Consider the following 13,079-nt stretch of genomic DNA (forward strand, 5'->3'; position numbering starts at 1 on the left):
CGCGCTCAGTGCATCAACCGCCGCAGCGCTGCCTTGCGCGACTCGACCGGCAGCCCGCCCAGCTTCTCCACCGCCTGATAAAACGCCTGCCAATCGCCATCGACCTGCCTGAACAACGCCGCAAACGCCGGCACCCATTGATCATAAAGACCAAACGGCAGCAACTTGGCGTTGTTCATCGGGCTGTTGACCCAGCCATCGAAACGCTTGTCACCTGACCACTGCTCATCACGCATCTGCCGATAATCATGTCGCAACCGCTCGAACTCCTCAGCCTTGCGCGTCCGCATTACCTCAGCCGACAGCGGCTGACGATAAAGCGCCTTGAGCCGCTCCCGAGTATCGAGCACCAACTGCATGAACTGATCACGCCGCGCCGACTGAGAAACACTCTCCGGCGGCAACCCCCGCGCCGCACGCCACTGCCGCGTGCCTTCCTGCTCGACGAAACTGGCGTAGGACTCATTGAACTCGGTGTCGTCCTTCACATAAAAACGCTGATGCGCCAACTCATGAAAAATCAGCGTGGCCAGCCGCTCATCGCCCCAACCCAGCATCGAACTGAGAATCGGGTCATCGAACCAGCCCAGCGTCGAATAGGCCTCCACGCCACTCAAATAGACATCCTTGCCCGCCTGACGCTGCAACGCCGCCTCGCCACGCGCCCCGCCAGGGCTGTAATAACCGCGATACGCGACACACCCGGCAATCGGAAAACAGTGCGTCACCGGCTCCAGCGAAAACTCGTCCGTCGCAAACACATTCCACACCACATAAGGCCGCCCCAGATCCGCATACAGGCGATAACTCTTGTTATCCGGAAGATGCAAATGCTCGCTGGCAAACCTGCGCGCCAACTGCGACCGAGCCAAGTGTTCGCGCAAACCTGCGTCCCGAGTCGGGTCAGCAATAATCTTCTCCACAGGCTCACGCGCCTGCAGCAACTGCCACTGGCCCTGCGCCAATTGACCGTAGTAGGAAACGCTGGAGCAACCGGCGAGCAGCGTGATGGCCGTTAGCGCGAACAGGTGGCAAAGGCGTGAGGCAGAGGGTATCGGCATGGAGGGCAGGGCTTTGGTGGTGAAGATACGGTGATGTTATGCCGGACGGGTGTGAGGATGTGCAAGTGTTGTGAGGGTATGAGACGGCGCTGCTTGTTAACCCCCTCTAATTGACAGACGCCGGCCGGTTTACTGTAATGGCTGGCGCTACGGACAACGCAAGGGACCTGCCATGACCAAAACATCCACTTCCGGCCGAGGCGATCTGCCCCGCGCGCTGATTTTCATCCCGCTGGGCCTGTGCCTGCTCTACCTTACTCTTTGGCTGGCCGTTGATCGGACGAACTTTCTGGCCCGAGCGCAACGTGCCGAAGGGCATGTCAGTGCCCTGAATGCGGGCGGCAGCCACCCACAAGTGGACTTCACCGATGCTGCGGGCAAAGCGGTCAGCTACCCCCAAGGCGGCTTTATATTCGGCTATTCGGTGGGCGACCCGGTGACAGTGCTCTACCTTGTCGAGGCCCCCTCCAGCACCGCGATCATTGAAGACCAAGGCGCACTATGGGGCGTGAGCCTGCTGACGGGCCTGTTCGCAATCGTGTTTACCGCAGGAGGTGGTTACCACATGGCTGCATGGATTCGCAGGCGCCGGATGGCACGGCTACTTTAAGGACCGAATGCCCATTGTCATTCGCGGGCGCTGCAAGCCTGCCGGCACAGGCGGCTTTATCCGTAAGACGCTGCGCCACGGAAACGACGTTACACAATGCCGAGAGGCCATACCTCCCCTGAACCTTCCCCCACCTCAACACTCCCTTCTAATGCCGTAGTTGTAACATCCTCAACGCCCACCGCCGAAAGGACTCCGCATGCCTATAGCCCCAACCCCGCAAATCCCCCCAGTCCAGCGCGAACTCAGCCTGCGTGCCGTCATCACCGGCATCGTTCTGGGCATCCTGCTAACCCCTTCCAATGTCTACGCAGGCCTAAAAATCGGCTGGTCGTTCAACATGTCGATCATTGCGCTGCTGATCGGTTACGCCATCTGGCAAGGGCTGGCCAGACGCTCGCCCCATCAGCCGCCTTGGACGTTGCATGAGAGCAATATCAATCAGACAGTAGCGTCGGCGGCTGCGTCGATTATTTCCGGTGGGTTGGTGGCACCCATTCCAGCTTATACCTTGTTGACGGGGCAGCAGCTGGATGCGATTCCGATGATGGCGTGGGTGTTTTCGGTGAGTTTTCTGGGGATCTGGATTGCGTGGTATTTGCGGCCTTCGTTGCTCAATGACACATCGCTGAAGTTCCCCGAGGGCATGGCGACGCTGGAGACGCTGCTGCACATCTACAACCACGGCCGGGAAGCGGCTACGCGGTTGAAGGTGTTGCTCAGCGCTGCGTTGCTGTCCGGGTTGGCGAAGTGGGTCGATACGTTTGTGTCGGCGTTCCCGCGCTGGTCGCCGAGTGCGCAGCTGGAGCGTTTGACGTTTACCGCAGACCCTTCGCTGTTATTGGTGGGGTTCGGTGCAATCATCGGCATTCGTGTGGGTGTAACGCTGTTGTTCGGCGCCTTGCTGGCGTGGGGCGGGCTGGCGCCGTGGCTATTGGCGCAAGGGCTGGTGACGTTACCGGCCGGCAGCAGTGGCCCGCAGTTCGCGGCGCTGGTGGAGTGGTTGCTTTGGCCGGGTGTGAGTTTGATGGTCTGCTCGACGCTGGCGTCGCTCGCAATTCGTTTATGGGGATTGCACAGGTCCACCAAAGCGAACAGCGGGACGATCTGGGCCATGCCCAAGGCGGGGCCTGCACTCGGTCTGCTGTTGTCGATCATTCTGGTGGTGAGCCTGCAGGCGCTGTTGTTCGGCATCAATCTGTGGATGGCACTGTTGACCATTCCTCTGGCCATTTGCCTGGCAGCGGTGGCCGCGAGGGTGGTTGGTGCGACGGGCATTCCGCCTATTGGTGCTATCGGACAGTTATCGCAACTGAGCTTCGGCATCGTCGCGCCGGGGCAGGTGACGATCAATCTAATGAGTGCCAATACGGCTGGCGGTTCGGCCGGGCAATGCACCGATCTGATGAACGACTTCAAGGTGGGCAAGGCGATCGGGGCAACGCCGCGCAAGCAGTTGGTCGCGCAGACGCTGGGGATTTTCGTCGGCAGTATCGTCGGGGTGCTGGCTTATATGGCGCTGATTCCAGACCCGCAAAGCATGCTGCTCACCGAAGAGTGGCCAGCCCCGGCGGTGGCCACCTGGAAGGCTGTGGCGCAAACCCTGACCCACGGGCTGGACTCGTTATCGGCGAGCATCCGTTGGGCCATCTTTATCGCAGGCCTGGCGGGCCTGTTGCTGGGGGTTCTCGACAGCACGCTGCCCGCGAGTCGCGCCCGTTACTTGCCGAGCGCTGCTGCGCTGGGCCTGGCGTTTGTCTTGCCTGCTTCGGTGTCGTTGATGATGGGCCTTGGCGCGGTGCTCACGTGGCTGGTGAGCTGTCGCTGGGCGAGCCTTACCGAGCGCTTCGCGATTACTGCGGCAGCGGGGCTGATCGCCGGGGAAAGCATTACCGGAGTGGGGGCGTCGTTGTGGCAGATGTTTGGTAATGGGTAAGTGGTGGCCTATTCGTGAGCAAGCTCACTCCCACAATCCGCCTTGCTCGTGGAAGCCATCTTCCAGTCCAAGCATTTGCAGACGCCTGTCACGCGTGTGGCACGGGTATGACCCAGCAACACCTCAACCTACAAAACCCGGGACCACGACAATGCGCCTCATAACCCTGATAACCGCATTAACCCTCGCCGGATGCACCGGCCCCCTGCCTGCGGTTGATCCGGGCATGGCGTGGATCGACATGCGCACCCTCACCGGCCAGTTGATCATGGCCGACAAACTGGATGGCAAGAACACCTACGACGGGCGTTATTTTCAGGTGACGCCGGGCAGCCACGAGTTGCAGGTGCGTTATGACTACGAATACCGCTCAGGCGGGATGGGGATGATCGGTGATGAGTACACCGAGATCACCTGTTACGTCAGTGTTCGTTACGAGCACTTCGCTGCAGGGCAGCGTTACATGCTGGAGGTGCGTTCACTGGCGAACAGTGTCGACGCCTGGCTTTACGATGAGAAACGCAACGTAGTGGCCGAAGAGGAACAGGAGGGCGGTGTGCACTGCATCTGATCAGCGATCGTTACGCTGATAGATGATCTTTTTGCTGCCGTTTTCGCAGCTGCCGACGACCATGTTCGGGTCAGTGGCCTCTTCGTTGCTGACGATCTCCAGTGTGTAGGACGTGACGTTGTTGGCCTGGATCTTGGCTTCGATTTCATCCTTGAGTTCATCACAGGATTTCGGGGCCGCCAGGGCGCTGGTTGCCAGCAAAGTGCAGGTTGCTGCCAGAATAAAACGTTTCATGCTCGACTCCTGATCAAAATCAAACCATGCGCCAATCAACGCATGACAGATGAAGCAGCCAGCTTTATACAGCAGATACGGGAGCGCACAAGGCGCCCCCGCAACGCTCACCGAGGATCAGCCCACCAACGTGGCGTCTAGCGTGATCTTGGCGTTCAACACTTTGGAGACCGGGCAGCCTTCTTTGGCTTTATTGGTCAGCTCGTCGAACTGTTCCTGTGTTGCACCTGGCACTTTGGCCTTGAGGACAAGGTGTACAGCGCTGATGGCGAAACCGCCTTCAACCTGATCCAGCGAAACCTCGGCGCTGGTATCGATGCTGTCAGCCTTCAGGCCTGCGTCGCCCAGAATCATGGACAGTGCCATCGAGAAGCAGCCTGCGTGGGCAGCACCGATCAGTTCTTCGGGGTTAGTGCCTTTGCCGCCTTCAAAACGGGCCTTGAAGCCGTAAGGCGCTTCGCGCAACACGCCGGTTTCCGTAGAGATGCTGCCGATACCGCTTTTCAGATCACCTTCCCAGTGGGCGGATGCTTTCTTGACGATGCTCATGGTGGCTCCTTTTGGAATGAATTGGATCAATGCTGTTACAAGGTTCTGAGGATAGACCGCTCTGGAAAGTTCAACCGTCGGAAAGACCTACTGTTTAAGTAGGTTTTTACCCGGCTGCCATTGAAAAGCCCGACTTGCGCCCGCACTGCTGTTTCATCGTGGGCAGCTCCAGCAGCCAGCCCATCTCAATTCGAGGAGCTACCCCGGCCTATGAAACGTCTGGCAGATGTAAAAATTTCGACCCTTGATCTGGTGCCCGTGCGCCACGACAAAGGGCCCGCCGAATCCCTGCGCAACTCGCTCAGCCTCGCTCAGCACGTTGAAAAGCTGGGCTACAACCGTTTCTGGGTGGCGGAACACCACAACATGGACGGTATCGCCAGTTCGGCGACCTCCGTGCTGCTCGCGTACCTGGCCGGGGGCACTTCGACCATTCGTGTGGGCGCTGGCGGGATCATGCTGCCCAATCACGCGCCGCTGGTGGTTGCCGAGCAGTTCGGCACCCTGGCGAGCCTTTATCCTGATCGAATCGATCTGGGCCTGGGCCGCGCGCCGGGCTCCGATCAAATGACCGCCCGTGCCTTGCGCCGCGAGCGCTCCGGCAGCGCCGAAGACTTTCCGGATGACGTCACTGAGTTGATGGAGTACCTGGGGCCGCGCACACCTGATCAAAAAGTGATCGCGGTACCGGGCTCAGGGACCAATGTGCCGATCTGGTTGCTGGGCTCGAGCCTGTTCAGCGCGCAACTGGCGGGCATGCGCGGGCTGCCTTATGCATTCGCTTCGCACTTCGCACCGCGTTACATGCACGAGGCCATTCGCGTGTACCGCAATCACTTCCAGCCCTCGGCGGTGTTAGACAAGCCCTACGTGATGCTCGGCGTTCCGCTGTCGGCAGCCGATACCGATGAGCAGGCTGAATACCTGGCGACGTCGGTCTACCAGCGCATTCTCGCGTTGATGCGCGGGCACAGTCTGATGCAGCGGCCGCCGGTCGATTCCATGGACAGCCTGTGGCTGCCGCACGAGCGTGAAGCAGTGGCGAGCTTCCTGGGGCTGGCGATGGTCGGCGGCCCGGAGAAGATCCGCGCCAAACTGGACGTGCTGCTCGAGCAGACCGATGCCGACGAGCTGATCTTTACCTGCGACATGTACGAGCATGAAGACAGGCTGCGGTCCTACGAGATTCTCGCCCAGGTCGCGCACGGCTAAGCGAACCCCGGAACCGAAAGGCAGCATCGCAAGGTGCTCCACCACAAACACAATCGCCCCGGACTGTCACCAGGCCGGGGCGATTGTGTTCGTGAAACCCGCAAACGGGATTGATCAGCCTGACCTGAATCAGGCTCGATCAGTCATCAACCGCGCTGGTAGACGATTTCCTTGGTGCCGCCTTCGCAGGTGCCGACCACTTGCTTGCCGGCCGCACTGCCTTTCTCGACCACTTCCAGCGTGTAGGACGTTACGCCCTTCGACTGGAGCTTGGCATCAAGTTCACTTTTCAACTCTTCGCATGGCTTGCCTGCCGCAAGAGCGGTGCCTGCAATGCTCAACAAGCCAACAGCCAACAAAAACTTCTTCATGGGTAATCCCTCTCGTCCGGCCAACTGCAGACGCCATCGGAACAGGCGCCCATTGAATATCACCGCGCCCACACATTCATTGAGCCTGTAGGGGCATATCTGTGTGTAGCGCAGGTTATGGCAATCGGCCAGTCGAAAGGTTCAGGTGATGATCAACTGGCAGCGATACGAAAGCCAACTTTCAATGTGACCTGAAAGTGCGCGACTTTGCCGTTTTCGATATGGCCGCGGGTTTCGGTCACTTCAAACCATTCCAGATGGCTGAGGCTTTTGCTGGCTTCGGCCAATGCGTTATTGATGGCGTCTTCGATAGTGGTGGTGGAAGAGCCGACGATTTCGACTTTTTTGTACGTGTGGTTATCGCTCATTGCAGTTCTCCTGAAAGTGTCTGGCAAGGCGCAACGTAAACCGCGCTCCCTGCATCTGTCAGGGGAAGGCGCGCAAAAGTTCAGCATTTTGCAAAAATCCCATCGCACTTTCCAAAAAGCCCGGAGTCGGAAACAACACGCCCACTCATCATTGCAGGAGATACACCATGGCTAGTACTTCACTTCGCAAGGCCTCGTTGCAGAGTATGGAAGCTGAGATCGAGAGCCTCTTGAAGTCCCTCGAGGGCCTGAAAGACGACGCTACTGACGAGTCGCGCAAGACACTGAAAAACCTGAAAGCCAACGCCGAAAGCGCGCTGAGCCACTCGCGCAGCCTGCTCAGCGATGTCTACGAAGACGTCAAAGAGAAAACCCGCGAAAACGCTCTGGCAACCCGTGACTACGCTCAAGAGCACCCTTGGACCACCGCAGGTGTTGCCGTCGGTGCAATCGGTTTGCTCGCAGCCTACCTGCTGTTCAAGCGCGGTAACTGATCAGTTTCTGATCGGGTCCCCAGACCGCTTCAGCTCATTTTTCAACCACTGAGCAAGCTGCCGCGCCCGTCCATCGGCCGCTCTTCTGGGTACCCACAACGCCAGCTGCGCCGGGGTTTCACTGAAACCCCATGGCGCAGCCAGGCGACCGGCTTTCAGGTCATCGATGACCAGCGGCTCCGGCGCAATCGCGATGCCCAGGCCTGCCACGGCCGCCTCCAGCAAATAATACAAATGCTCGAAACCCTGACCGTAGCGCAACGCTTGCGGATCGATCCCGTTCTGCTGTGCCCAGCTCGGCCAGGCTTGTGGACGTGACGTGGTTTGCAGCAAGGATTCTTCAAGCAGGGCCTTGGCGGGCGCATCGCGCATGCTTTCGAATCGCGCAAAGCGCGGGCTCAACACCGGACCGATTCGTTCGCTGGCCAGCTCGAATACCTGCATGTCTGCAGGCCAGGGTGGTTCGGCAAATACCAGCAACGCATCCAGCCCCGGCCGACGTGGGTCGAGATCGCCTTCGCCTGCCGACAGGTGCAGACGCAGGTCCGGTAACTCCGCATTCAAGCGGCTCAGGCGCGGGATAAACCAACGGGCCAGCAGGCTGCCGGAACAACCGAGCACGAAAGGCGCATCGACGCTGCCCTTACTCAGTTCTGCGCACACGCTTCGCAGCCGGTCGAATGCATCTGCGCTGGCGTCACGTAACCGAATGCCCGCATCTGTGAGTTTCAGGCCACGCCCATCCTTGCTGAACAGGCTGACGCCCAAGTGTTCTTCCAGCACTTTCAACTGACGGCTGACAGCACCGTGGGTCACGTTCAGCTGCTCGGCGGCCTGGCTGACGCTGCCAAATCGGGCGGTGCTTTCAAAGGCACGCAACGCAGTGAGAGGAGGAAGGTCGCGGCTCATGATCTGTGAGTTTTCCTGACAGGTTGTGGCGATCTTATCGGTTTTCATTCGGGCATGCGCTGGTTAAAGTGGACCCATTGCCGATCCGGCTCAATCCATTCGCTTAATACTGCAACTGGAGCACTTCATGACCCAGACCAACTTTCGCAGCGGCCCCGACGCCAACGGCCTGTTCGGCTCATTCGGCGGCCGCTACGTAGCTGAAACCCTGATGCCGCTGGTGCTGGACCTCAACCGCGAGTACGAAGCCGCCAAAGCCGACCCTGAGTTCATCAAGGAAATGGCCTACTTCCAGCGCGATTACATCGGCCGTCCCAACCCGCTGTACTTCGCCGAACGCCTGACCGAGTTCTGTGGCGGCGCGAAAATCTACTTCAAGCGTGAAGAGCTCAACCACACCGGCGCGCACAAGATCAACAACTGCATCGGCCAAGTGCTGCTGGCCAAGCGCATGGGCAAAAAACGCCTGATCGCTGAAACCGGTGCGGGCATGCACGGCGTTGCCACTGCAACCGTTGCCGCGCGTTTCGGCCTGCCTTGCGTGATCTACATGGGCGCGACCGACATCGAGCGTCAACAGGCCAACGTGTTCCGCATGAAGCTGCTGGGCGCTGAAATCGTGCCGGTCACTTCCGGCACCGGCACCCTGAAAGACGCGATGAACGAAGCCCTGCGCGACTGGGTAACCAACGTCGATGACACGTTCTACCTGATCGGCACTGTGGCAGGCCCGCACCCGTATCCTGCAATGGTGCGCGACTTCCAGTCCGTCATCGGCAAGGAAACCAAAGAGCAGATGCAGGAGAAGGAAGGCCGTCTGCCGGACAGCCTGATCGCCTGCGTCGGTGGTGGCTCCAACGCAATGGGCCTGTTCCATCCGTTCCTTGATGACGCCAGCGTAGAAATCATCGGCGTTGAAGCGGGCGGTCATGGCGTGGACACCGACAAGCATGCAGCCAGCCTGAATGGCGGCGTACCTGGCGTGCTGCACGGCAACCGTACCTACCTGCTGCAGGATGGCGACGGTCAGATCACCGACGCTCATTCGATTTCGGCTGGCCTGGACTACCCTGGCATCGGCCCGGAGCACGCCTACCTGCACGAAGTGAAGCGCGTTGAATACGTCAGCATCACCGATGAAGAAGCGCTGGACGCGTTCCATCAGTGCTGCTTGCTCGAAGGCATCATCCCGGCGCTGGAAACCGCTCACGCACTGGCCGAAGCCATGAAGCGCGCGACCAACCTGCGCGACGATCACTTGATGGTCGTGTGCCTGTCCGGACGCGGCGACAAAGACATGCAAACCGTCATGAACCACATGGCAGCAGCCGACAAAACTCAGGAGAAGCTGGTATGAGCCGTCTCGAACAACGTTTCGCCCAGCTGAAAACCGAAGGTCGCGCGGCACTGGTCACTTTCATTACCGCTGGCGACCCTGGCTACGACACCTCACTTAAAGTCCTCAAAGGCCTGCCCGCTGCAGGTGCTGACGTGATCGAGCTGGGCATGCCGTTTACCGATCCGATGGCTGATGGTGTGGCCATTCAGCTGGCCACGTTGCGCGCTCTGGACGCCGGCCAGACGTTGCTGAAAACCTTGCAGATGGTCAGCGAGTTTCGTGTCGATGATCAGACCACGCCGATTGTGCTGATGGGTTACTACAACCCGATCCACCGCTTTGGCGTCGAAGCCTTCGTGGCGCAGGCCAAGGAAGCGGGCGTCGATGGCCTGATCATCGTTGACCTGCCGCCCGAGCATGACGCCGAACTGGCGACGCCTGCACAGGCGTCCGGCATCGACTTCATCCGCCTGACCACGCCGACCACCGACGATGCGCGTCTGCCGCGCGTACTGGAGCGCAGCTCAGGTTTCGTCTACTACGTGTCGGTCGCCGGTGTGACCGGTGCAGGTTCGGCGACCACCGAGCACGTTACCGAAGCCATCGCACGCCTGCGTCGCCACACCAGCCTGCCGATCAGCGTCGGTTTCGGTATCCGTACACCTGAACAGGCAGCGGCCATTGCGCGTCTGGCAGACGGTGTTGTGGTGGGCTCGGCGTTCGTCGACAAGATCGCCACAGCCGAGTCGCCGGAGCAGGCAATCGATGGCGTATTGACGCTGTGCGCCGCACTGGCCGAAGGCGTACGTAACGCCCGCGTCAGTTGAGGGTAAAGTTTCTGATACAGAGGAATCAAAGCGCTGGCAGCGGTTCTATGTAGCAAGACACAAGGGGTTCATGACCAGCGTCGTGAGCCCCTTTTTGCTGCATTGAGTAAAGCCGAGGAAGCACCATGAAACTGCCAAACCGTTTTATCACCGGGCTGGGTATCCTGATGATCAGCGCCAGCCCGTTGCTGCAAGCTGCACCGCCGGACCAGCGCGGTGATGGCCCGGACGACAACCGTGGCGGCCAGCAGCAGGGACCACAGAATGGCGGGCACAATGAGCGCGGGAATGACCGTGGCCCAGGTAATGACAAAGGTAACGGGCCAGGCAAACAGGCCCATCAGGACAACCGTGGCGGCAACCGTCCGCCGCAGGATTTCGGCGACGTACGCCAGACCTTCCAGCAGCACCGCGACGTGATCGACCGAGGCCAGCCGCTGCCACCGGGCGTGCACATTGCCAAAGGCCAACCACTGCCGCGCGGCTACGGCAAACGTCTGGACAGCCGTTCACTGCAATACTTGCCACGTTACGACGGCTACGAATGGCGCCGCCTGGGCACCGACGTCGTACTGATCGCCGTGGGTTCAGGGATTGTTTACGCGATTCTGGATGGTGTGTTGAATTGATGTAGCGCTAACGCAGAACGTCACTCAAAGCATTCCGACGCTGGAGCGTGATGAGAGGAAACCGCCATTTTCAGGCTGAGCATAATCCCTTGCTCACGAATACGACAGTCCAGACACCCTATTTTTGAGTGCTGTACTGGCCTATTCGCGAGCAAGCGAAGCGTCGCCCGGCTCGCTCCCACAAGATATGTGACTTGAGCGTCTAGCGTAGATCCGCCAGCTCAACCCTGCTGCTGATTAACCCGCGCCAAAAACGTCATCAACGCACCCGACACAAAATCCGGATTTTCCAGATTGGCGATATGACCCGCCTCAGGCACCAGCACATAAGGGCAGCCAATCAGACCGGCCATCTCACGAGTCTCCTCGGGCGGGCGCGGGATGTCCGCATCGCCACACATCACCAGCGTGGTGTGTGCATTTAGTTGCTCAATCAACCCAAGCCGATCATCACGACCAAAGATCATCCGCCCCAAGGGCACGACGGTCTGGCGCAACTGCTCTGCATTCATGCCCGCCAACGCTGACCGGAACGCCTGATAAACCGGCGACTGCGGGTCGATGCCAGGCCGGAAGAAGATCGGCACCACAATGTCCAACAACGGCGCAGGAAAAGCACCGGCCTCTTCGAGCTTGTCGAGCAGCGAGAAGTAATAAGCCTTCTTGGCCTCGGTTTCATTGCCCAGATACGTGTCCATCAGCACCAGCCCGGTGATTCGCTCGGGTGCGAGCAGTGCCGCAATGGCACCCCACATGCCGCCGACCGACAGCCCGACGATACTGCAGCGCTCGATATTCAAATGATCCAGCAGCGCCAGTGCATGGCGAGCCAGGTCATCGAGATTGCGGGTGCCCTCCGGGAAACCGCTGGAATCCCCATGCCCCCAAAGGTCCGGCACAATCACCCGATACTGGCTGGCCAGCGTGTCAATCTGCGCACTCCACATCGCCTTGTCCCAAAGGTAACTGTGACCCAGCAGGACAACCGGCCCGGTGCCTTGGTCAGCGTAGTGAAGGGTCTTACCGTCGATGAGTAGATCCGGCATTTCTGATGATCCTCTGTCTGGTCTTTCAGCATTCAGCTCAAGCCGCCCGTAGCAGGCGAATTATCATGTTGAAGCGTATGCATGACCATCTTGTTGAAGTTTGCGCTGCAACGGACCGAGCGGTCATTTTTCAGCGGATCTATCTTACACCGATATTTTCGACGATGGATGCGCTTGTAGCCGCAGAAGGAAAATGGCCAGGAAGCTGGCTATCAGCCAGTCAGCGCACTCAAATCAAGAGGCCTGACCGCGCCCATCCAGATGGCATGATCGGTATGGTCACGCAGCTCATCGCCCGTCAACGGATGCAGAAACACCACCAGCCCATCGCGATTCAACGCAAGCCACAGCGTAACGTCAGCCAACTGCTCATGCCCGAACGCCAACTGGCAACTCCAGTCCGGATGCGGCCCGACCAGCTTCTGATGGACGCGCCCCATCTGCACGGCAAATTTCCCGGTCGCGGCTTCGCACAGGGCTCGGGCCTGGTCCAGGGTTTGGGCGTTGAAATAGATGTGGGCGTGGTAGCCGTGGATGTCTTGCATTGGGTAGAGGCTCCTTTCTCGGCTGAAGGCCTGGCTGATGCAGGTGTGTGGCCAGCCTTGATCATTTTTCTCGTGTGTAGACCGATAGTAGGTCCTGCACGATGGTTGAGAAAGCCTCATGACCGTCTCACGTGTGAAGTCTCGCAGCATCGAGCGGTTCCAAAACGACGCTCTCTGCCAATAAAATACACGCTGCACCGTAAACAGCCTCAAGCTCAAACAATACAAGCTTACCGGCGCGAACGAGGTCCAGTTTCTGTAAAAAGCCAGCGCTGGGCGGTTTCAGAGGCTGAGTGCAACACCCGGCTATTGAGTTAGGGATGGACTCTCATGATGCTTGGACATCATTTCCGTCATCATTTCGATAGGGCATCTGTA

16 protein-coding genes are annotated in these 13,079 nt (G+C 59.3%); 8 read left to right on the forward strand and 8 right to left on the reverse strand.

What is annotated here, in order from left to right; all coding sequences use genetic code 11:
- Positions 1-5: 5 nt before the first annotated feature.
- Positions 6-1,061: an aminopeptidase gene (locus DW49_RS0116375; RefSeq protein WP_005613443.1), complete on the reverse strand. Its 1,056-nt coding sequence runs from the start codon at positions 1,059-1,061 to the stop codon at positions 6-8.
- A 172-nt stretch (positions 1,062-1,233) separates the two neighbouring features.
- On the opposite strand from DW49_RS0116375, the gene DW49_RS0116380 reads away from it, so the two are divergent.
- From DW49_RS0116380 to DW49_RS0116390, 3 genes are all read left to right on the forward strand, one after another.
- Complete coding sequence (locus DW49_RS0116380; RefSeq protein WP_005613445.1) at positions 1,234-1,671, forward strand: DUF3592 domain-containing protein; 438 nt, start codon at positions 1,234-1,236, stop codon at positions 1,669-1,671.
- A gap of 199 nt (positions 1,672-1,870) precedes the next feature.
- Complete coding sequence (locus DW49_RS0116385; RefSeq protein ID WP_005613447.1) at positions 1,871-3,607, forward strand: OPT family oligopeptide transporter; 1,737 nt, start codon at positions 1,871-1,873, stop codon at positions 3,605-3,607.
- A gap of 151 nt (positions 3,608-3,758) precedes the next feature.
- Positions 3,759-4,178, forward strand: coding sequence for a PA0061/PA0062 family lipoprotein (locus tag DW49_RS0116390; RefSeq protein WP_005613449.1), 420 nt, complete (start codon positions 3,759-3,761; stop codon positions 4,176-4,178).
- Here DW49_RS0116390 and DW49_RS0116395 read toward each other — a convergent pair whose 3' ends face one another.
- Positions 4,179-4,412: a DUF1161 domain-containing protein gene (locus DW49_RS0116395; RefSeq protein ID WP_003379415.1), complete on the reverse strand. Its 234-nt coding sequence runs from the start codon at positions 4,410-4,412 to the stop codon at positions 4,179-4,181.
- A 117-nt stretch (positions 4,413-4,529) separates the two neighbouring features.
- Positions 4,530-4,961 (reverse strand): OsmC family protein, encoded by a 432-nt coding sequence (locus DW49_RS0116400; protein WP_005613455.1) that lies wholly within the window; start codon positions 4,959-4,961, stop codon positions 4,530-4,532.
- 210 nt (positions 4,962-5,171) lie between these two features.
- On the opposite strand from DW49_RS0116400, the gene DW49_RS0116405 reads away from it, so the two are divergent.
- Complete coding sequence (locus DW49_RS0116405; protein ID WP_005613456.1) at positions 5,172-6,173, forward strand: LLM class flavin-dependent oxidoreductase; 1,002 nt, start codon at positions 5,172-5,174, stop codon at positions 6,171-6,173.
- 146 nt (positions 6,174-6,319) lie between these two features.
- On the opposite strand, the gene DW49_RS0116410 is transcribed toward DW49_RS0116405, so the two are convergent.
- Positions 6,320-6,544, reverse strand: a complete 225-nt coding sequence (locus DW49_RS0116410) for a DUF1161 domain-containing protein (RefSeq protein ID WP_005613457.1) — start codon at positions 6,542-6,544, stop codon at positions 6,320-6,322.
- 152 nt (positions 6,545-6,696) lie between these two features.
- Positions 6,697-6,912 carry a dodecin gene (locus tag DW49_RS0116415; protein WP_005613459.1) on the reverse strand — a complete coding sequence of 72 codons (216 nt, stop codon included), beginning with the start codon at positions 6,910-6,912 and terminating at the stop codon, positions 6,697-6,699.
- A 167-nt stretch (positions 6,913-7,079) separates the two neighbouring features.
- On the opposite strand from DW49_RS0116415, the gene DW49_RS0116420 reads away from it, so the two are divergent.
- Positions 7,080-7,406, forward strand: a complete 327-nt coding sequence (locus tag DW49_RS0116420; RefSeq protein ID WP_003379422.1) for an ElaB/YgaM/YqjD family protein — start codon at positions 7,080-7,082, stop codon at positions 7,404-7,406.
- Here the strand turns inward: DW49_RS0116420 and DW49_RS0116425 are convergent, their stop codons facing one another.
- The gene (locus tag DW49_RS0116425; RefSeq protein ID WP_024420452.1) at positions 7,407-8,363 is read right to left on the reverse strand and encodes a LysR family transcriptional regulator; all 957 of its coding nucleotides are present in this window, start codon (positions 8,361-8,363) and stop codon (positions 7,407-7,409) included.
- A gap of 79 nt (positions 8,364-8,442) precedes the next feature.
- Between DW49_RS0116425 and trpB the strand changes: the two genes are divergently transcribed.
- From trpB to DW49_RS0116440, 3 genes are all read left to right on the forward strand, one after another.
- Positions 8,443-9,672 (forward strand): tryptophan synthase subunit beta, encoded by a 1,230-nt coding sequence (gene trpB / locus DW49_RS0116430; RefSeq protein ID WP_005738581.1) that lies wholly within the window; start codon positions 8,443-8,445, stop codon positions 9,670-9,672.
- Positions 9,669-10,481, forward strand: a complete 813-nt coding sequence (gene trpA, locus DW49_RS0116435) for a tryptophan synthase subunit alpha (RefSeq protein WP_005613464.1) — start codon at positions 9,669-9,671, stop codon at positions 10,479-10,481. Before trpB ends, trpA begins: the two co-directional genes overlap by 4 nt.
- Before the next feature lie 125 nt (positions 10,482-10,606).
- Positions 10,607-11,110, forward strand: a complete 504-nt coding sequence (locus DW49_RS0116440) for an anti-virulence regulator CigR family protein (RefSeq protein WP_005613466.1) — start codon at positions 10,607-10,609, stop codon at positions 11,108-11,110.
- Positions 11,111-11,331: 221 nt separating this feature from the next.
- On the opposite strand, the gene DW49_RS0116445 is transcribed toward DW49_RS0116440, so the two are convergent.
- Positions 11,332-12,156, reverse strand: a complete 825-nt coding sequence (locus DW49_RS0116445; protein WP_005613468.1) for an alpha/beta fold hydrolase — start codon at positions 12,154-12,156, stop codon at positions 11,332-11,334.
- 212 nt (positions 12,157-12,368) lie between these two features.
- Positions 12,369-12,701, reverse strand: coding sequence for a DOPA 4,5-dioxygenase family protein (locus tag DW49_RS0116450; protein ID WP_003379433.1), 333 nt, complete (start codon positions 12,699-12,701; stop codon positions 12,369-12,371).
- Positions 12,702-13,079 lie beyond the last annotated feature (378 nt).

Source organism: Pseudomonas avellanae BPIC 631, assembly GCF_000444135.1.
In the GTDB taxonomy this organism is placed as follows: domain Bacteria; phylum Pseudomonadota; class Gammaproteobacteria; order Pseudomonadales; family Pseudomonadaceae; genus Aquipseudomonas; species Aquipseudomonas avellanae.